The 18,816-nt window shown below is 74.9% G+C and carries 16 protein-coding genes and 3 pseudogenes; 10 read left to right on the forward strand and 9 right to left on the reverse strand.

What is annotated here, in order from left to right; translation table 11 throughout:
• Nucleotides 1-45: 45 nt before the first annotated feature.
• Complete coding sequence (locus V5O46_RS09005) at nucleotides 46-1,092, forward strand: hypothetical protein (protein ID WP_332883951.1); 1,047 nt, start codon at nucleotides 46-48, stop codon at nucleotides 1,090-1,092.
• Between the two features lie 31 nt (nucleotides 1,093-1,123).
• Here V5O46_RS09005 and V5O46_RS09010 read toward each other — a convergent pair.
• Together V5O46_RS09010 and V5O46_RS09015 are read right to left on the reverse strand one after the other, a co-directional pair.
• Nucleotides 1,124-1,798 (reverse strand): annotated as a pseudogene (locus V5O46_RS09010) (DUF2470 domain-containing protein); the annotation flags it as partial.
• Nucleotides 1,799-1,980: 182 nt separating this feature from the next.
• Nucleotides 1,981-2,592: a TetR/AcrR family transcriptional regulator gene (locus tag V5O46_RS09015; RefSeq protein ID WP_332883952.1), complete on the reverse strand. Its 612-nt coding sequence runs from the start codon at nucleotides 2,590-2,592 to the stop codon at nucleotides 1,981-1,983.
• A 162-nt stretch (nucleotides 2,593-2,754) separates the two neighbouring features.
• Between V5O46_RS09015 and V5O46_RS09020 the strand changes: the two genes are divergently transcribed.
• Nucleotides 2,755-4,407 carry a cytochrome P450 gene (locus V5O46_RS09020; RefSeq protein WP_332883953.1) on the forward strand — a complete coding sequence of 551 codons (1,653 nt, stop codon included), beginning with the start codon at nucleotides 2,755-2,757 and terminating at the stop codon, nucleotides 4,405-4,407.
• On the opposite strand, the gene V5O46_RS09025 is transcribed toward V5O46_RS09020, so the two are convergent.
• From V5O46_RS09025 to V5O46_RS09040, 4 genes are read right to left on the reverse strand one after another with little or no spacing between them, the layout of a single operon-like run.
• Complete coding sequence (locus tag V5O46_RS09025; RefSeq protein ID WP_332883954.1) at nucleotides 4,369-5,265, reverse strand: pentapeptide repeat-containing protein; 897 nt, start codon at nucleotides 5,263-5,265, stop codon at nucleotides 4,369-4,371. The two genes, V5O46_RS09020 and V5O46_RS09025, sit on opposite strands and share 39 nt — an antisense overlap.
• A 51-nt stretch (nucleotides 5,266-5,316) precedes the next feature.
• Nucleotides 5,317-6,225, reverse strand: a complete 909-nt coding sequence (locus tag V5O46_RS09030) for a sigma-70 family RNA polymerase sigma factor (protein ID WP_332883955.1) — start codon at nucleotides 6,223-6,225, stop codon at nucleotides 5,317-5,319.
• A gap of 3 nt (nucleotides 6,226-6,228) precedes the next feature.
• Entirely contained in the window at nucleotides 6,229-6,972 is a 744-nt protein-coding gene (locus tag V5O46_RS09035; RefSeq protein WP_332883956.1) for a PIG-L deacetylase family protein, read from the reverse strand.
• Nucleotides 6,973-7,014: 42 nt separating this feature from the next.
• The gene (locus tag V5O46_RS09040) at nucleotides 7,015-8,316 is read right to left on the reverse strand and encodes an alpha/beta fold hydrolase (RefSeq protein WP_332883957.1); all 1,302 of its coding nucleotides are present in this window, start codon (nucleotides 8,314-8,316) and stop codon (nucleotides 7,015-7,017) included.
• Nucleotides 8,317-8,592: 276 nt separating this feature from the next.
• Between V5O46_RS09040 and V5O46_RS09045 the strand changes: the two genes are divergently transcribed.
• From V5O46_RS09045 to V5O46_RS09075, 7 genes and pseudogenes are all read left to right on the forward strand, one after another.
• A complete protein-coding gene (locus tag V5O46_RS09045) occupies nucleotides 8,593-9,348 on the forward strand; it encodes a (Fe-S)-binding protein (RefSeq protein WP_332883958.1) in 756 nt (251 codons plus the stop codon).
• Nucleotides 9,345-10,823 carry a lactate utilization protein B gene (locus V5O46_RS09050; protein WP_332883959.1) on the forward strand — a complete coding sequence of 493 codons (1,479 nt, stop codon included), beginning with the start codon at nucleotides 9,345-9,347 and terminating at the stop codon, nucleotides 10,821-10,823. The genes V5O46_RS09045 and V5O46_RS09050 overlap by 4 nt, the downstream gene beginning before the upstream one ends.
• The gene (locus V5O46_RS09055; RefSeq protein WP_332883960.1) at nucleotides 10,820-11,464 is read left to right on the forward strand and encodes a LutC/YkgG family protein; all 645 of its coding nucleotides are present in this window, start codon (nucleotides 10,820-10,822) and stop codon (nucleotides 11,462-11,464) included. Before V5O46_RS09050 ends, V5O46_RS09055 begins: the two co-directional genes overlap by 4 nt.
• A 69-nt stretch (nucleotides 11,465-11,533) precedes the next feature.
• Nucleotides 11,534-11,795 (forward strand): annotated as a pseudogene (locus V5O46_RS09060) (ATP-binding cassette domain-containing protein); the annotation flags it as partial.
• Nucleotides 11,790-12,146, forward strand: a pseudogene (locus V5O46_RS09065) (ABC transporter permease); the annotation flags it as partial. The pseudogenes V5O46_RS09060 and V5O46_RS09065, both read left to right, overlap by 6 nt.
• Before the next feature lie 75 nt (nucleotides 12,147-12,221).
• A complete protein-coding gene (locus V5O46_RS09070; RefSeq protein ID WP_332883961.1) occupies nucleotides 12,222-13,079 on the forward strand; it encodes an AAA family ATPase in 858 nt (285 codons plus the stop codon).
• Nucleotides 13,076-14,428, forward strand: coding sequence for a vWA domain-containing protein (locus V5O46_RS09075; RefSeq protein ID WP_332883962.1), 1,353 nt, complete (start codon nucleotides 13,076-13,078; stop codon nucleotides 14,426-14,428). The genes V5O46_RS09070 and V5O46_RS09075 overlap by 4 nt, the downstream gene beginning before the upstream one ends.
• Nucleotides 14,429-14,434: 6 nt before the next feature.
• Here the strand turns inward: V5O46_RS09075 and V5O46_RS09080 are convergent, their stop codons facing one another.
• From V5O46_RS09080 to V5O46_RS09090, 3 genes are all read right to left on the reverse strand, one after another.
• Nucleotides 14,435-15,280 carry a class I SAM-dependent methyltransferase gene (locus V5O46_RS09080; RefSeq protein ID WP_332883963.1) on the reverse strand — a complete coding sequence of 282 codons (846 nt, stop codon included), beginning with the start codon at nucleotides 15,278-15,280 and terminating at the stop codon, nucleotides 14,435-14,437.
• Between the two features lie 34 nt (nucleotides 15,281-15,314).
• Nucleotides 15,315-15,674: a cupin domain-containing protein gene (locus V5O46_RS09085; protein ID WP_332883964.1), complete on the reverse strand. Its 360-nt coding sequence runs from the start codon at nucleotides 15,672-15,674 to the stop codon at nucleotides 15,315-15,317.
• A 156-nt stretch (nucleotides 15,675-15,830) separates the two neighbouring features.
• Nucleotides 15,831-16,808, reverse strand: a complete 978-nt coding sequence (locus V5O46_RS09090) for a pyridoxal-phosphate dependent enzyme (RefSeq protein ID WP_332883965.1) — start codon at nucleotides 16,806-16,808, stop codon at nucleotides 15,831-15,833.
• Nucleotides 16,809-17,046: 238 nt separating this feature from the next.
• Here V5O46_RS09090 and V5O46_RS09095 point away from each other — a divergent pair, with 238 nt between their 5' ends.
• Complete coding sequence (locus tag V5O46_RS09095; protein WP_332883966.1) at nucleotides 17,047-18,711, forward strand: alkaline phosphatase D family protein; 1,665 nt, start codon at nucleotides 17,047-17,049, stop codon at nucleotides 18,709-18,711.
• The last annotated feature ends 105 nt before the right edge of the window (nucleotides 18,712-18,816 follow it).

Genomic DNA, 18,816 nt, shown 5'->3' on the forward strand with positions numbered 1-18,816 from the left:
GGCGGGAGGCTCCGGGCACATCGAGCGCGAAGGAGGGGGGCACGGATGACCGGCAGGACCGTGCGGATCGACGGGGACACACTGCTGCTGCCGGGCGGTGTGGCGGTGCGCTTCATGCGCACCCTGCGGCTGCCGGAGACCGGCACGCACCGGCTGCCGCCGGGACTGGGCACGTTCCCGGTACGCAGGATCTCGGACTTCCCGGACAGCGTGCCCGAGGAGTGGCGGGCGCGCGGCGGGGTGCTGCTGCCGGTGTACCTGCGTGAGGCGATGTGGCTGAGCTTCGCCGGATCGACGGAGCCGGCCGCCCTCCAGGTGGGGGTCGGAAAGGTGTGTGCGGTCTCGGGACAGCCCTGGAGCGACCGGCTCCGCCGCGACCCGCAGAACTACGTGGTGCTCCCCCGCCAGCCCTGGCTGGACGGCGTCAACTCCGGTACGGGCACGGTCCGGCAGTTCGTGGCGGTGCCGCTCGGCCTGGGCGCCACCGTCGAGGGCCAGGTCACCGGCGAGGAGACCTGGGGCGGCATCCAGTTGCGGTCGTTCCCGCTCGACGACGAGGTGCTGGCGCGGTGGCGGGAGGACCAGCGCCGGCTGGGACGGCCTCCGCGCGGTGCGGCAGGCGCGGCGGGGCCGTACGGGAGTCCGATGCCGGCTCCGGGAGCCGCACCCGCCGCTCCCGCCGCCGCCCCCGCGGCCCGGTCGCGGGCCGCCGCGGCCATGGGGCTGGGCGCCGGCGGGACGATGCGCCAGGAGGTGTACCGCGACCCCCGGCCGTCGGCCGACTGGGCCGAGCGGCCCGCCGGCCGGGTGTTCGTGCATCTGGTGACGCCGCCCGAGTGGCGCCGTATCACCGGCGAGGCCCCTCCGCCGTCCCCGGTGGACCGGGCGGCGTACACCCGGGCCGGACTGCCCTGGTACGACTACTACGACGAGGACGCCCACGACCTCGCGCCGGCGGATCCGCTGACGGGTGTACGGCCGGTGGGCGACTGGCTCGGCGACGACCACGCACCGTGGCAGGAACCGGGCCCCGGCCAGGTGCATCCGCTGGGGGACGCGCCGGGCAAGCCGGTGCAGGACGGCGGCTGGTAGCGGGGAGGGGCGGCGGCCGGACCCGGGGCCCGGCGCCGGCCTGGGACAGCAGGATGTGCATGCGCTCGGTGAGCTGCGCGACGTCGTCGGCGGGCCGGTGGAACGGCAGGCGCACATCGCCGTGGGCTCGGGCGCGTTCGATGCGCAGCGTCAGCCCGTGCCGGTCGACGGCGAGCGGCCGGACCCGGACGGCACCGTGCAGGCTGTCGGGCTCGACGAGCCGGGTGAGCCGCTCCACCGCGTCGCCGTGGCAGTCGGCGAGGTGGGTCAGCAGCCGGGCCTCGGCGGTGGCCAGCGGGTCGGGCGCGGCGGCGGCGAACTCGTCGAGGTCGACCACCACGGCGCCGGACGACTGCCGCAGCACCACGCGCGTGGGCTCGAAGACGAGGTGACCGTCGCCGACGGCCAGCCGGCCGGCGAGCCAGAGCCGGGCGCGGATGCGGTCCCGTACCGGGACGGGCGCGACGTCGGCGAACTCCAGCACGGCGGAGGGCTCGCCGCGGGGCGCGCAGATCGCGGCGGCGAGCAGGGCGCTGTCCTCGGGCACCTGCAGCCGTACCCGGCCGTCGTCGGCCACGGTGTGCCCGCCGACGAACTCCTCCCGACCGCCCTCCGCGGTCACCGAGCAGGACCATGCGGCGGCGAGCACCGAGCGGGCGCGCTCCGCCGCCGCAGGCGCGGCCGTCCAGGTCTGGCTCTCACCCATCCCAACCTCCTATTAGGTAAGCCTTGCCTAACTTACCGAAGATCGGGGTGTGAGCCAACCACGGCACGTGATCCTTACGGGACCTTTCGGAGTGTGCGGGACCCTCGGCGGGTGCGAACGGGCCAGCGGGTGGAGACCCGGTCAACGGGTGCGGATCCGGTCAGCGGGTGCGGACCGGTCCGTCAGGGTGCGACAGCGCCCAGCAGGGTCCGTGCGCACAGGTCACGCACCTGCTCCCGGGACAGCTCGGACCCGCCCCGCAGCCACTCCAGACAGACCGCGGTGGTGAAGGCCAGCCAGCCGCGCACCGCGGGCCGCACCTCCGGCCGCCCCCGCAGGAGCGGCCCGAACTCCTGGTCGGCCGCCAGCGCGGAGAGGATCTGCCGCTCCTGCGCGGCGAGCGCCCGGCGGTAGACCCGCCGCACCGCCTGGTCCCCCGCCGCCTCGGCGCGATGGAAGGCGCGGTAACCGTGAGCATGCGCGGCGACATGCTCCAGATAGGCGTCCAGCCCCGCGGCGAGCTGTTCGCGCACCGGCGCACCGGGCACGGCCGCGGTCATCCGCAGCATCCGCTCGCTCTCGCGCTCGACGACGGCCGCGAAGAAGTCCCGCTTGGTCGGGAAGTAGTGGTACAGCAGCCCGCGGGAGACGCCGGCGATCTCGGCGACCTGCTCGATCCACACGTCGTCGTACGGACTCTCCGAGAACAGCCGCGCCCCGACCGCCAGCAGTTGTTCCCGGCGCTCCTCGGTGCTGAGCCGGCGCCGTGTGCGCCCGCCCTGGTTCGCGGCCATGCCGGCACTCTACTTGACGCCGATTCAGCAACGGGACCAGACTGGAGCGCGCTATTGAACTCGTGTACAACAGGCGGCCGCCGCGAGGGGAGGACGGACCGCACCGCCCGCGCGCACCGGGCCGCCGGGTCAACGGGTCGCCGGATCAAGGGAGATCGCGTCATGGCGGAGACCACCGGGACGACCGGAGCACCGACGGGAGCGCTGACCGGAACACCGGCCGTGGGCGGGCCGTCCAAGGGGTTCCGCAGCGCCGAGCAGGGCTGGCCCGAACTGCACCGCATACCGCACCCACCACACCGGCTCCCGCTGCTCGGTGATGTGCTCGGGGCGAGCCGGCGCACACCGCTGCAGGATTCCGTGCGGTACGCACGGCAGCTGGGGCCGATATTCCGGCGGCGGGCCTTCGGCAAGGAGTTCGTGTTCGTGTGGGGCGCGGAGCTCGGCGCCGACCTGGCCGACGAGGCGCGGTTCGCCAAACACGTGGGCCTCGGGGTGGCGAATCTGCGGCCGGTCGCCGGGGACGGGCTGTTCACGGCGTACAACCACGAGCCGAACTGGCAACTGGCGCACGACGTCCTGGCGCCGGGCTTCAGCCGGGACGCCATGGCGGGCTACCACCGGATGATGCTGGACGTCGCGGACCGGCTCACCGCACGCTGGGACCGCGCGGTGGCGTCGGGGAGCACGGTGGACGTGCCCGGGGACATGACCAGGCTGACGCTGGAGACCATCGCGCGCACCGGGTTCGGCCATGACTTCGGCTCCTTCGAACGGTCCCGGCCACACCCCTTCGTGACCGCCATGGTCGGCACGCTCGGCTACGCCCAGCGGCTCAACACGGTGCCCGCACCCCTGGCGCCCTGGCTGCTGCGCCGCGCGGGCCGCCGCAACACCGCCGACATCGCCCTGATCAACCGCACGGTCGACGACCTGGTGCGAGCTCGCCGCACCGGCCGTGACGCCGGCGGCCGCGGCAGGGCCGGGGACGGGTCCAGCGGCACGGGCAGGGATCTGCTGGACCTGATGCTGGAGACCGCGCATCCCGAGACCGGTGAGCGCCTGTCACCGGAGAACGTCCGCCGCCAGGTCGTCACCTTCCTGGTGGCCGGTCACGAGACCACCTCGGGCGCACTCTCCTTCGCGCTGTACTACCTGGCCCGGCACCCGGACGTCGCGGCGCGCGCCCGCGCCGAGGTGGACCGGGTGTGGGGCGGTACGGCGGCCCCGGGATACGAGCAGGTGGCCAAGCTGCGGCAGATCCGCCGGGTGCTGGACGAGTCGCTGCGGCTGTGGCCGACGGCGCCCGCCTTCGCCCGGGAGGCCCGGGCCGACACGGTGCTGGGCGGTGCCCATCCGATGCGGCGCGGCGCCTGGGCGCTGGTGCTGACCCCGATGCTGCACCGCGACCCCGAGGTGTGGGGTCCGGACGCCGAACGGTTCGACCCGGACCGGTTCGAGGCAGGCGCCGTGCGATCCCGGCCGCCGCACACCTTCAAGCCGTTCGGCACCGGGGCGCGGGCGTGCATCGGGCGGCAGTTCGCGCTGCACGAGGCGGCGCTGGTGCTGGGCCTGCTGCTGCGCCGCTACGAGCTGCGGCCCGAGGAGGGCTACCGGTTGCGGGTCACCGAGCGGCTGACGCTGATGCCGGAGGGACTCCGGCTGCATCTGGACCGGCGGCGCACCGCCGAGCGCACCGCGGCGGTCCCGGAAACCGAGGTCCCGGAACCCGAGGTCCCGGAAACCGAGGCGCCGGCGGCCGGCGCCGACGCCGGGTCAGCCGCCCGCTGTCCAGTGCACCGGACGGGTGAGTGACCCCGGCCCCGGCAGCCGGGTCCCGGCGCTGCCCCGCGCCGCGTTGAGCTGGGGCTGGGTCAGGAAGAACGCACCGGTCAGATCCGCGTCGGCCAGGTCGGCGTCCCGCAGGTCCGCGCCGATCAGGTCGGCACCGCGAAGATCGGCGCCGGTGAGGTCGGCGGCGATGAGACAGGCCCCGCGCAGGTCGGCACCGCGCAGGTCGGCACCGCGCAGGTCGGCACCGGTGAGGCGGGCACCGATCAGGTCGGCGTTGCGGCGGTTCTTCCGGCGTCCGCGGCGGCCGGCCCGGACCAGCTCGCTGGTGCGCAGCAGCAGCACGTTGACCTGCTGCCGGTGTGCGGCCACGTCCAGTGCGGCCAGTTCGTCCGCGGTCCCCGCGGTGAGCGCTTCGGTCCGCTGCAGCATCCGGCGCAGGTCGGCGTGGACGGGCCGGGCGGCGGGCAGGGCCAGTGCCCCGGTCAGGTACCACAGCAGCTCGTGCAGCTGCCGGACCACCGGGAACACCTCGAACATGCGGCGGGCGTGCTCCCGGGGACCGGTGCGCCAGTCCCGTCCGCCGAAGGTGATCTGGGAGACCCGCTGCCCGGCACCGAAACAGTCGTAGACGGTGCAGCCGGCGTAGCCGCTCTGCCGCAGCCGCGCATGGATGCCGCAGCGGTGCTCCTCCGTCAGGTTCCGGCACGGCGTCCCGGCGTCCTTGTCGACGGCGAAGTCCGCCGAGGCGGCGAACGGCAGAGCGACGCAGCACAGGCCGAAGCATCGCCCGCAGTCACCGCGCAGCGGCCCTCGGTCCGCGGCCGGTGCTCCGCCCTCCGGGTCCGCGCCGCCCGCCGGGTCCGCCGTGGGTTCTCGCATGCCGTTCAGCATACGGAACGTCACGGACGTGACCGACGGTGGCCGGGGTCCTCAGACCTGCAGGCCGGACAGGTCCAGCCGGGCCAGCCGCTCCTGGTCGGCAAGGATGTAGAGACCGGTGATCCGGCCGTCCTCGACGGTCAGACCGGTGACCGACAGCGGTCGCCCCTCGGAGAGGACGACGAGACCGACCGTGCCGTTGACCAGGACCATCCGCGCACGGACGTTGACCCTCCGGAACAGCATCGCCTGCGCGGCCACCTCCCGCGCCCCGCGCACCAGCTTCGTGACCGCGTCCCCGGCACCCGTCGCGCCCGCGTCGGCGCGCAGCACGATGTCGGGATGGAGGACGGCGACGAGGCTCTCGAAGTCCCCGGTGCGGCTGGCGGCCAGGAAGGCCTCCACGGCCGAGCGCTGCCGGCCCGGGTCGGGATCGGCCGCCGGGGTCGCGCTGCGCACCCGGCGGCGGGCACGGCTGGCCAGTTGCCGGGTGGCGGCCGGAGTGCGCTCCACGACCGGCGCGATGGCGTCGAACGGCACGGCGAACATGTCGTGCAGCACAAAGGCCAGCCGCTCGGCCGGGTCCAGCGTCTCCAGGACGACCAGCATGGCCAGACCGACCTCGTCGGTGTGCAGCGCCTCCTGCTCCGGGTCGGTGCGCGGCACCGCCCGGAGCACGGGGTCGGGGACGAAGACGTCGGCGTCGCCCTGCCCGGACATCGGCTGCTCACGGCGGGCCGCGCGGGAGCGCAGCATGTCGAGACAGATGCGCCCGGTGACGGTGGTCAGCCAGCCGCCGAGGTTGTCGATGCCGTCCGCGCCGGTGCGGTCCAGTCTCAGCCAGGCCTCCTGGACGGCGTCCTCGGCCTCGGGCACCGAGCCCAGCATGCGGTAGGCCACCGCCCGCAGCGGGCCCCGGTGCTCCTCGAATCGGTCGGCCAGAGTCTGCGCGAGATCCACCGCCTACCGCCCGAACAGCTCGAAGGCGACCGCGGGCCGGCCCCCGAACCGCTTCCCCGTGGTCTCGGCGTACCCGGTCAGGAAGCCTCTGACGTAGGTCTCCGGGTCCTCGTCCGTCAGCGCCTCGATATAGGTGCGGTGTTCGAGCAGGGAGCTCACGGCGCGCTCCAGGCCGTCGGTGGCGTCCACGGCGTGGGTCGGCGTGGCGGAACCGGCGACGGCGACCCAGCGGACGCCGTCCCACGGCTCCAGACCCTGCTCGGTCAGCTCCGGGAAGATCCAGCGGTTGCCCGCGTCACCCGCCGCGTCGAGTGTGGCACGGCCGACGGCCGCGTGGTCGGGGGTGTTCCAGGCGACGCCGCCCCAGGTGTCCCGGTGGTTGAGGGTGATGACCAGCTCGGGGCGGTGCCGGCGGATCGCGGCGGCGATGTCGCGGCGCAGCGCCGTGCCGTACTCGATCACGCCGTCCCGGTGGTCGAGGAACTCCACCTCGGTCACGCCGACCACGGCGGCGCCGGCCCGCTGTTCGCGCTCGCGCAGCGGGCCGCACTCGGCGGGCGGCAGGGTGTCGATGCCCGCCTCGCCCCGGGTGGCGAGGACGTAGGCGACCTCGCGGCCCGCGTCGGTCCAGGCCGCGATCGCCGCCGAGCAGCCGTACTCCAGGTCGTCGGGGTGGGCCACGACGGCGAGGGCGCGCTGCCAGTCGCCGGGCATGGGCTGCAGTTGGGTGATCGTCGGCTCGGTCATGCTCCGCACACTAGCCCGAGCCACTGACAACACCGCGCAGATTCACGCCTCGTCGCGGGCGAGTGCCAGCAGCCGGTCCAGGACCCGGGGGCCGCCCGCGCGGACGCCGTCGTGCTCGAACTCGTCGGTGACCCAGGTGCGCAGACCGCGGACGGCACGCGCGGTGGTCAGCGCGTGGCCGGTGTCGACGTACATGTCGTCGTGGTAGACGGCCGCGGCGGCCGGCACCTCGTTGGCGGCGAGGCGGGCGGGGTCGTACAGGGGCCGCCAGTCGGTGCGGGCGGCGAGCAGCTCGGCGGTCTCGCGCAGCGGGCGCAGCGCCGGGTCGCAGTCGAACATCCAGGGGTGCACCGACTCGCCGGTGAACAGCAGCGGTTCGTCACCGGCGAGCGCCTTGGCGGCGTCGAACTGCGGGAACTCGGCGCGGACCCGCTCCGCCGACCAGGCGGTGGGCCGGGCGTCCTGGGCGTAGATCGCCTCGTGGACGAGCGCGTACAGCGGGTGGCCGGCGTAGGACAGCAGGCTCTGCGCCTGCTCCTGGAAGGCGTCGGATAGCTCGGGGCCGTGCGGGGTCCGGACGAAGGCGTCCTCCAGGAGGTAGTGCAGCCGGTGGCTGCCGTCGCCGCTGCCGAGCAGGATGCCCAGGGACTGGAAGGCCTCCACGGTGAGCCGGTAGCCGCCGGGCAGCACCACGTCGTGGGTGAGCAGGTGGTCGGCGATGCGGCGGGCGCGTTCGACGTCCTGCGGGTAGCGGTCGTAGTGCGCGGCCACCTTGCGGGCGATGCGCGGGTAGGCAGCCCGGTAGACGTCGTCGGCGTGGGCGTCCAGGGCGGGCAGCCCGCCGGTGACCAGGGCGGTGTCGAGGCCCTCGGGGGCCAGGGAGAGGTAGGTGACCGTGCAGAAGCCGCCGAAGCTCTGCCCGAGGACGGTCCAGCGTGCGCCGCCGGTGACCCGGGGGCGGATCGCCTCGCAGTCGCGGACGATGGCGTCGGCGCGGAAGTGCACGAGGTGGTCGGCCTGATCGGCCGGGCCGCCGCGGAGCGGGAGGGTCTGCCGGGTGGCGGGGGTGGAGGCGCCGGTACCGCGCTGGTCCAGCAGCAGGACGCGGTACTCCTTCAGCGCGCGGCCGAGCCAGGACGGCTTGCCGACGAAACGGTTCGCCCCGAAGCCGGGGCCGCCCTGGAGGTAGACCAGCCACGGCAGATCCTGGCGCGCCTTGCCGCTCGCGACGACCTCGCGCCCGTACAGCTCGATCGTCTCCCCGCCGGGGGTGTCGTGGTCGAGGGGCACGGTGAAGCGTCGGTCGGTGAGGACGACGCCGGGCTGGCGGTAGCTGACGCTCAACGAGGGCTCCCGGGACGGGCGGATACGGGCGGCCGGTCCGGGCCACGGCCGGCGACCGCGGATCCTGCGGACCCGGACCCAGTTCAGCACATGGACGTCCGGCCGCGGAGCCGGGGATGACGGCACCCCGACGGGCCTGCGGGGCACGGCCGCGGCGCGCGCGGAGCACGGGCGGGCCGGCGATGCGCCGGGACGGGCCGAACGGGTCCGTACCCACGGGCCGGACGGCTCGCGGCTACCCTGCACTCGTCCGGTGATCGACCCGAAGGAGCCGGGATGCGTGTCGCCCTGTTCGTCACCTGCGTCAACGACACGCTCTTCCCCGGCACCGGCCGTGCCGTGGTGCGGCTGCTGGACCGGCTGGGCGTCGAGGTCGACTTCCCCCTCGCCCAGACCTGCTGCGGTCAGGCGCACTACAACACCGGATACCGGCACGCCGCCGAGCCGCTGGCCCGGCGCTTCGGCGAGGTCTTCCGGGGCTACGAGGCGATCGTGACGCCGTCGGGTTCGTGCGGGGCGATGGTGCGGGAGCTGTATCCGCGCATGGGTGAGCGGGCGCGGGCGGAGGGCCGCGGCGGGACCCTGGCGGCGGCGCTCGCGCCGGTGGTGCCGAGGACGTACGAGCTGACGGAGTTCCTGGTGGACGTGCTGGGGGTGACGGACGTCGGCGCGTACTACCCGCACGCGGTGACGTACCACCCGACCTGTCACGGCCTGCGCGGCCTGGGCCTGGGCGAGCGGCCGATGCGGCTGCTGCGCGCCGTGCGGGGGCTGGAACTGGTGGAGCTGCCGGGTGCGGAGGAGTGCTGCGGTTTCGGCGGCACGTTCGCGGTGAAGAACCCCGACGTGTCGGCGGCGATGGGCGCGGACAAGGTGCGCAACGCGGAGTCGACCGGCGCGTCGGTGCTGTGCGCGGCCGACAGCTCGTGCCTGATGCACCTCGGCGGCACCATGGCGCGGCTGCGCACCCGGATGCGCCCGGTGCACCTCGCGGAGATCCTGGCGAGCACGGAGGAGGAACCGGCGGCATGAGCGGGACGTTCCTGGGGATGCCGGCCTTTCCCGAGGCGGCGCGGGCCGCCGTGCGGGACCGGACGCTGCGCGGAAATCTGCGGCACGCCACGCACACCATCCGCGCCAAGCGGGCGAAGGCGGTCGCGGAGGTGTCCGACTGGGCGGAGCTGCGCGAGGCGGGCCGGCGGATCAAGGACCACACCCTGCGTCACCTCGACCGCTATCTGCTGCAGGTGGAGGAGTCGGTGACCGCGGCGGGCGGCACCGTCCACTGGGCGGCCGACGCGGACGAGGCGTGCGCGATCGTCACCCGGCTGGTCCGGGACACCGGCGAGTCGGAGGTCGTCAAGGTCAAGTCGATGGCGACGCAGGAGATCGGGCTGAACGAGGCGCTGGAGGCGGCGGGCATCCGGGCCTACGAGACCGATCTGGCCGAGCTGATCGTGCAGTTGGGCCGGGACCGGCCCTCGCACATCCTGGTACCGGCGATCCACCGCAACCGCGGGGAGATCCGCGACGTCTTCCGCACCGAGATGGGCGCCTGGGGCCGCCCGGCCCCGGAGGGTCTGTCCGACACACCGGCCGAACTGGCCGAGGCGGCCCGGCGGCACCTGCGGGAGAAGTTCCTGCGCGCGAAGGTCGGCGTCTCCGGTGCCAACTTCGTGGTCGCCGAGACCGGGACGCTGGTGGTCGTGGAGTCCGAGGGCAACGGCCGGATGTGCCTGACCCTGCCCGAGACGCTGATCTCGGTGGTCGGCATCGAGAAGACCGTGCCGACCTGGCGGGACCTGGAGGTGTTCCTCCAGACGCTGCCCCGCTCCTCCACCGCCGAGCGGATGAACCCGTACACGTCCACCTGGACCGGCACCACCGACGGCGACGGCCCCCGCGCCTTCCACCTCGTCCTGCTGGACAACGGCCGCACCGACACCCTCGCCGACGAGGTGGGCCGCCAGGCGCTGCGCTGCATCCGCTGCTCGGCGTGTCTGAACGTCTGCCCGGTCTACGAGCGGGCGGGCGGGCACGCCTACGGGTCGGTGTACCCGGGCCCGATCGGCGCCATCCTCAGCCCGCAGCTGCGCGGCACCGGCAGCGAGATCGACGCCTCCCTGCCGTACGCCTCCAGCCTGTGCGGCGCCTGTTACGAGGTGTGCCCGGTCGCCATCGACATCCCCGAGGTGCTGGTGCATCTGCGGGAGCGGGTGGTCCAGGGCGGCCCGGCCACCCGGAGCGGCAACCGGGTCGTCCTGCGGCCCGCCCGGGGACACGCCGCGGAGCGGGCGGCGATGCGGGCGGCGCAGTGGGCGCTCAGCCGCCCGAGGGCCCTGCGGGCAGGGCAGCGGCTGGCCTCGCGCACCCGCCGTTTCCGTCCCCGGACGCTGCCGGGCCCCGGCCGGGCCTGGACCGGCAGCAGGGAGCTGCCCGAGCCGCCCGCGGAGCCGTTCCGGGACTGGTGGCAGCGCACCCGCGGCGGGAAGGGCGGGCACGGGTGAGCAGCAGGGAACGGGTCCTCGGCCGGGTACGGCGCGCGCTGGCCGACGTGCCGCGGGGCGACACGCCGTACGAGCGGGCGGTGCCGCGGGACTATCTGCGCGAGCACGGCGGGCGGAGCGCGGAGGAGACGGTGGAGCTGCTCGCGGAGAACCTGGCGGAGTACCGGGCGCTGGTGCACCGCTGCACGGCGGACGCCCTGTCCTCGCTGCTCGCCGGACTGCTCGCGGCACGCGGCGCGCGGACGGTGGTGGTACCGCCCGGCGTCGGCCCGGGGTGGCTCGCGGCGGCCGTTGTCGAGCGGATCCCGGACCGCGCCGAGGACACGCCGTACGACCTGGACCGGGTCGACAGTGTGGTCACGGGGTGCGCGGTGGCGGTGGCGGAGACGGGCACCGTCGTCCTGGACGGCTCCCCGGACCAGGGCCGCCGCCGCATCTCGCTCGTCCCGGACCACCACATCTGCGTCGTCCGCGTCCCGGACCAGGTCGTCTCCTCCGTCCCGCAGGCCCTGGACCGGCTCGACCCGGCCCGCCCGCTGACCTGGATCTCCGGCCCGTCGGCCACCAGCGACATCGAACTGGACCGGGTCGAGGGGGTGCACGGCCCCCGGACCCTGGAGGTGGTCCTGGTGACGGGGTGAGCGCCGGGGGGACCCCGGTTACACCCCGGATACGGGTTCTGCGGCCGGTGAGGACCGGCCGCGGAGGCGCTGCGGCCGGTGAGGGCCGGCCGGACCCGCGGCACCGCCTGGAACGCGGTGCCCGTCCTGGACGGGGTGACGCTCTGCCTCGGGCAGGGCGCGTTCACCGCGCTGACGGGGCCGTCCGGTTCGGGCAGGACCACACTGCTGCACTGTCCGGCAGGCCTGGACCGGCCGGACAGCGGCTTCGTGTGGTGGACGGCACGGAGCCGACCGGCGGGGCGGCGAGGCGGAGCCGACGAGGTTCCGGCGCGACCGGGTGGAGTTCGTCCGCGTCATGCCGGTCAACTCGCTGCGCGCGGCGACGACGTACCGCTCGCGCGGTTTCGGCCGGCAGCGGCCGGCGGGCGCGGCCCCGGGCCAGGTGCTGGCCGGGGCGGCGCCGAGGGCGGGCTGCTGACCGCGGTCGGGGTGCCGGCCGGGACGGTGGCCGCGCGAGCGGGAGCGTGCCGTTCACGGTGGTGCGCGGGGACGCGGTGCTGCCTGAGCAGTTGCCCGGGACCCGGCTCGCGGTGGGGTCGCGGCGGCGGTGACGCGGAGCGCCGCCCTGGCGACGGCACGGCGGGTGCTGCGGGTCCCGGCGGTCGGGGCGGGGCGGACACAGCGGACGCGTGACAAGTAGGTGAACAAGCGCTTGGATAGGGGCCGCAGTGCACGATGCAGGCCACGCAGGCAACGCCCCGAGTTGGAGGCCCCGGTGTTCACTTCCGTCGACGACGTCTCCGCCCGACTGGCCGGGGCCGGCTATCTGGCCGCCCCCGCGGTCGCCACCGCCGTCTTCCTCGCCGACCGCCTCGGCAAGCCCCTCCTGGTGGAGGGACCGGCCGGGGTCGGGAAGACCGAACTCGCCAAGGCCGTCGCACAGGTCACGGACGCCCGGCTGGTACGGCTGCAGTGCTACGAGGGGATCGACGAGTCCCGGGCGCTGTACGAGTGGAACCACGCCAAGCAGCTGCTGCGGATCAGCGCGGGCCGCGACGAGAGCTGGGACGAGACCCGCACGGACATCTTCGGCGAGGAGTTCCTGCTGGCCCGGCCGCTGCTGACGGCGATCCGCGGCGACGACCCCAAGGTGCTGCTGATCGACGAGGCCGACAAGGCGGACCTGGAGGTCGAGGGGCTGCTGCTGGAGGTGCTGGGCGACTTCCAGGTCACCGTCCCGGAGCTGGGCACGGTCACCGCGGCCCGGCGCCCGTTCGTGGTGCTCACCTCCAACGCCACCCGGGAGCTGTCCGAGGCGCTGCGCAGGCGCTGCCTGTTCCTGCACATCGGCTTCCCGGAGGAGGAGCTGGAGCGGCGGATCGTCCGGCTGCGGGTGCCGGGGCTGGACGCGGCGCTGGCGGCGTCGGTGGTCCGGGTGGTCGGCGCGCTGCGCGCGATGGACCTGCGCAAGGCCCCGTCGGTCGCCGAGACCGTCGACTGGGCCCGCACCCTGCTGGCCCTGGGCGCGACCGCGCTGGACGAGGACGTCGTCCGGGACAGCCTGGGCGTGGTGCTCAAGCACCAGGACGATCTGCTCAGGGCGGCGGCCAAGCTCGACCTGGACGCCCTGTGACCGCCGCCGTCGCCGAGCGGCTGACGTCGCTGGTCGCGGCGTTGCGGGCGCACGGCATCCGGGTCGGCACCGGGGAGAGCGTGGACGCGGCGCGGGCGGCCGAGGCGCTGGGCCTGGCCGACCGCGAGCGCCTGCGGGAGGGGCTCGCCGCGACACTGCTGCACGGCGCCGGCCAGCGGCAGGTGTTCGACGCGGTCTTCGACCTGTACTTCCCGCGGGGCGTGGGCGCGCCCGGGGCCCGGCCCGCGGACCGGGAGGAGCTGCGCGACCGGCTGGCCGCGGCGCTCGCCGACGACGACCGGGCGCTGCTGCAGCGGCTGGCCGCAGAGGCCGTGGACGGCTTCGGCGGGTACGGCTCCTCACCCGGGTCGGACGGCTGGTCGGCGTACCAGGCGCTGGACCGGGTCCGGCCGCAGACCCTGCTGGCCCGGGTCCGCGACGACGTGCGGGGGCGGGCCGGCGGCGAGGGGTTCGCCGACCGGCTGCTCGAGGACGAGATCCGCCGCCGGATCGAGGACTTCCGGCGGATGGTGGGGGCCGAGGCGCGCCGCCGCGTCGCCGAGCGGCGGGGCCGGGACGAGATCGCCCGGCGGGCGGTGGCGCCGACCCCGGACCGCGTCGACTTCCTGCTGGCCGGCCGGGATCAGCTGGCCGAGCTCCGCCGGACGGTGCAGCCGCTCGCCCGCAAGCTCGCCACCCGGCTCGCGGCCCGCCGGCGCCGCGCCTCACGCGGCAGCATCGACCTGCGGCGTACGCTGCGCGGGTCGCTGTCCACGGGCGGGGTGCCGATGCGGCCGGTGCTGCGCCGCCGCCGTCCCGGCCGCCCCGAACTGGTGCTGCTGTGCGACGTTTCGGGCTCGGTGGCGGGGTTCTCCGACTTCACGATGCTGCTGGTGCAGGCACTGCACGAGCAGTTCGCCCGGGTGCGGGTGTTCGCGTTCGTCAACCGGATCGACGAGGTGACCGGGCTGCTGGAGCGCGGTGTCGCCGACCCGGAGCGGCTCGGCGGCCGTATCCGGGCCGAGGCGGAGCTCACCGGCTGGCACGGCAGCAGCGACTACGGGGCGGCGCTGGGCGAGTTCGCGGAGCGGTACGGCGACGCGGTGGGCCCGCGTACGACGGTGTTCGTGCTCGGGGACGCCCGGACGAACCTGGCCGACCCCCACCTCGCGGCCGTGCGCGGGATCGCGCGGCGGGCCCGGCGCGTGTACTGGCTCAACCCCGAGCCGCGCTCCCGGTGGGGGACGGGCGACTCCGCGGCACCCGAGTACGCCGGGCTGGTCGCGATGCACGAGTGCCGCACCGCCCGCCAGCTCGGCGCGCTGGTCGGCCGGCTGCTGCCGGTGTGACGGCGGTCAGGCCGTCCGGCGGGCCGTGAACAGCAGGTACTCCCACTCCATGACCAGTCTGCCCGGCTCGGTCCCCCGGTCGTGCCGGGCGGCGAGATCGGCCATGTCGCGGTCGAGAGCGGCGACCCGGTCCGCGTCCCCGGCGTTGGCCCGGTAGACACTGATCATCGGGCCGTAGCGCTCCTTGAAGTAGTCCCGGAACTCCTCCGGGGTCGCGAACCGGTCGACCCGTACCGTCCCGCGTTCGGTCCTCACGTCGGTGACCATGTCCCCGAACAGCTCCCGCAGGTGCTCCGGGTCTCCCCACAGCGGGGGCGGCCGAGCACCGGGCGGGGGCGGCGGGGCGTACGGCTTCAGGGCCGCCAGCATGCGTCCGACGAAGCCCTCCGGCGTCCAGTTGACCAGGCCGATGGTGCCGCCGGGCCGGCAGACCCGGAGCAGCTCGCCGGCGGTCCGCCGGTGGTGCGGCGCGAACATCACCCCGACGACGGACAGCACGGTGTCGAAGGCGGCGTCGTCGAAGGGCAGCGCCTCGGCGTCGGCCTCCTGCCACCGCAGCCGCACGCCCCGTCGCCGCGCCAGCCGCATCCCGGCCTCCAGCAGTTCGGGGGTCAGGTCGGTGGCCAGCACGTCCGCGCCGGTCAGCGCGGCCGGGATCGACGCGTTGCCGGCGCCCGCCGCCACGTCGAGCACCCGGTCCCCCGGGCCCACCCCGCACGCCTCCACCAGGCTCTCCCCGAGCCCGGCGATGATGTCCGCGGCCAGTGCGGGGTAGTCGCCCTGGGCCCACATCGCCCGGTGCCGTGCCTTGAGGGCACGGTCGGCCGCCACCGTGTCGGCCGTATCCGTCATGACTGCACTCCTCGGTGCCGAGCCGCTGGCCGGCCTAGTCCGCCTTGGCGTACTGCTGTGCCATGGCGCCGGCGAAGTCGTAGGCCACGACCTGGTCGTCGCCCACCACCCAGGCGTCGTGCCCGGGCGGGCAGACGAAGACGTCGCCGGGGCCCACCTCGTGCTCCCCGCCGTCGTCCATCCGGATGCACATGCGGCCCTGGACGATGTAGCCGTTGTGGTGGATCTGACAGCTGTCGGTGCCCGCGATCGGGGCCACGGACTCCGACCAGCGCCAGCCCGGTTCGAAGGTGGCCACGGCGAAGTCGAGCCCCGTGAGGTGCACGGCCTCCAGGTGGCCGCGGGGGAAGTCGCGGCGCTCGTCCGGCTTGTCGAGCGTCTTGGCCTCGAACATGTCGCTTCTCCTCTCCGGCCGCGTCCGTCGTGCGGCCGGGGCCGGGCAGTGTCTGCGCGCCGTCCCCACACCGGGCACGGTGCCGCCCGGCCCACCCCTCCATCGTCCGCCCGGCGGCCGGGCGCTGCCATTCGGGTGACGCCGGGTGCCGGGGCGTCAGCCGTCCGTGGCGCAGAGCCGGGCGAAGCGCCCGGAGTCGATGTTGCCGCCGGAGAGGATCACGCCGACCCGGCGCGGCAGGCGTCCGGAGCGGCCGGTGAGCAGGGCTGCCAGTGCGCAGGCGCCGCTGGGCTCCAGGACGATCTTCAGGCGTTCGAAGGCGAACCGCATGGCCTCCCGGATCTCGTCGTCGGAGACCAGCACGATCCCGTCGAGCAGCCGCCGGTTGACGGAGAAGGTCAGCTCTCCGGGCGTGGGCAGGGCCTGGCCGTCGGCGACGGTGTGCGGGACGGGGACGGCGACGCGGCGGCCGGCCTCCAGGGAGCGCTTGGTGTCGTCCCCGGCCTCGGGTTCGACGCCGATGACCCGGATGCCGGGGTGCAGTCCCTTGGCGGCCGTGGCGCTGCCGGCGATCAGTCCGCCGCCGCCGACCGGGGCGAGCAGCGCGTCCAGCTCGCCGGTCTGCTGGAGGAGTTCGAGGGCGGCGGTGCCCTGCCCGGCGATGATGTGCGGATGGTCGTAGGGCGGGACGACGGTCAGGCCCCGCTCGGCGGCCAGGGCCTCGGCGACGGCCCGGCGGTCCTCGGTGTAGCGGTCGTAGGTGACGATCTCGGCGCCGTATCCGGCCGTGGCGGCGTGCTTGGCGGCCGGTGCGTCCTCCGGCATGACGATCACGGCGGTGGTGCCGAGCTCGCGGGCGGCCAGGGCGACGGCCTGGGCGTGGTTGCCGGAGGAGTAGGCGGCGATGCCTCGTGCCCGTCGTGCCGGGTCGAGGCGGGAGACCGCGTGGTAGGCGCCGCGGAACTTGAAGGCGCCCGCCCGCTGGAAGTTCTCGCACTTGAGGTGGACCTCGGCGCCAGCCAGGGCGTCGAGGGTGCGGGAGCGCAGCACGGGGGTGCGGTGCGCGACGCCCTCGATCCGGGCGGCGGCCTCGCACACGCTGTCGAGGGTGATGTGTGCGGTGGTGGTCGTCACGTGGTCCTCCGGTGGTGTCGTGCCGCCCGACCGCGGGTTCCTGCGCCCGCTCTCCGGGGTGCCCGAGCCTACGCGCGCGGGACCGCGGGCGGACGGGGTGCGCTCGCCACGGGCGTCCCTGCGGGGGCGTAGGCCGTCCGGCGGACCTCTGGTGCGATCATCCCGCAAGTCCTGCCGGGCACGGGTGTTTTGCCGGCTTAGCATGCAGCGTCCGCCGCCCTGTACGAGAGGACAGCTGATGGCGCCCACGGGACGTCCCGGCGCACCGGCAGGCCACGCCCACTCCCCGCACGACACCGTGCTGAGCGCCGCCGCCCGGCTGCTGCGGCGCCGGCGTTTCCTCACCGTGACCGCTGCCGCCGCCGCACTCGCCTTCTCCACCAACGTGCCGGCCCGCGGCGCCGCCGCCGCTCCGGAACGGGACGCGGCCCGGATCACCGAGGACCCGTTCTCCCTGGGCGTCGCCTCCGGCGACCCGCTGCCCGGCTCGGTGCTGCTGTGGACGCGGCTGGCGCCCGTGCCCTTCGCGGCGGACGGCGGGCTCGGCGTGGAGCGGGTGACGGTGGAGTGGGAGGTGGCCCTGGACGAGTACTTCGCGCAGGTGGTGCGGCAGGGCACCGCCGTGGCGCATCCGGAGTACGCGCACAGCGTGCACGTCGACGTCCAGGGGCTGACGCCCGGCACGGTGTACCACTACCGGTTCCGGGCCGGTGCCTGGATCAGCCCGGCCGGCCGGACCCGTACCGCGCCGGAGCCGGGCGCCGGGACATCCTCGCTGACCCTGGCCGCCGTCGCCTGCCAGGCCTACCAGGACGGCTACTACACGGTGCACGGCCACCTCGCCCGGGAGGACGTCGACGTGGTGTTCCACCTCGGCGACTACCTGTACGAGTACGCGGTGAACCCGGTCGGCGGCGAGCGCCGCTACACGGACGTCACCCTGCCCGACGTGTTCGACCGCGAGACGATGACGCTCGCGGACTACCGGCTGCGCTACGCGCTGTACAAGAGCGACCCGGACCTGATGGCGGCGCATGCGGCGCACCCGTTCGTCGTCGCCTGGGACGACCACGAGACGGAGAACAACTACGCCGGCGCCGTCCCCGAGAACGAGGTGCCGCCGGAGCAGTTCCTGCTCCGGCGCGCCGCCGCCTACCGGGCCTACTGGGAGCACCAGCCGCTGCGTGCGGCCCAGCTGCCGCAGGGCCCGGACGCCCAGCTGTACCGGCGGCTGCACTGGGGCACGCTCGCCCAGTTCGACGTCCTCGACACCCGGCAGTACCGCTCGGACCAGGCCTACGGCGACCGTCCGCACGTACCCGGACCGGAGTCGGACGATCCGGCGCGCACGCTCACCGGTGACGCGCAGGAGCGCTGGCTGATCGACGGCTGGCGGGACTCGGCCGCGCTGTGGAACGTGATGCCGCAGCAGGTCTGCTTCTCCCAGCGCAGATTCGATCTGGGGGCCGAAGCCCGGGTGTCCATGGACGCCTGGGACGGCTACCGGGCCGCTCGCGGCCGGGTGGTCGCCGGGGCGAAGGCGGCCGGGGTGGACAACTGGCTGGTGCTGACCGGCGATGTGCACGTGGCGTACGCCTTCGACATCAAGGACGACTTCGACGACCCCGGCTCGCGGACCATCGGCACCGAGCTGACCTGCACCTCCGTCGCCAGCGGCAAGAACGGCACGGAACGGCCGGAGAACTGGGACACCTATATGGCGGCCAACCCCCATCTGAGGTTCTACGACGGCAGACGCGGCTTCACCCGGGTCGAGCTCGGGCGCCGGTCGGCACGGGTCGACTTCAGGACCGTCTCCGCCGTCACCTCCCGGGGCGCTCCCCTCACGACGGCCGCGTCGTTCGTCACCGAGGCGGGTGCCCCCGGGCTGCAGCCGGTCTGACCGGGCGGCCTCGCGGAGGCTCCCCCGTACTGCAGTTGCCGTCCCCGGCCGTCCCCAAAGCGCGAAAGCGGCGCGTATCCGGCATCGCCGCGGCGTGTCGCGGCA

This window comes from Streptomyces poriticola (genome assembly GCF_036689765.1).
Taxonomy (GTDB): domain Bacteria; phylum Actinomycetota; class Actinomycetes; order Streptomycetales; family Streptomycetaceae; genus Streptomyces; species Streptomyces poriticola.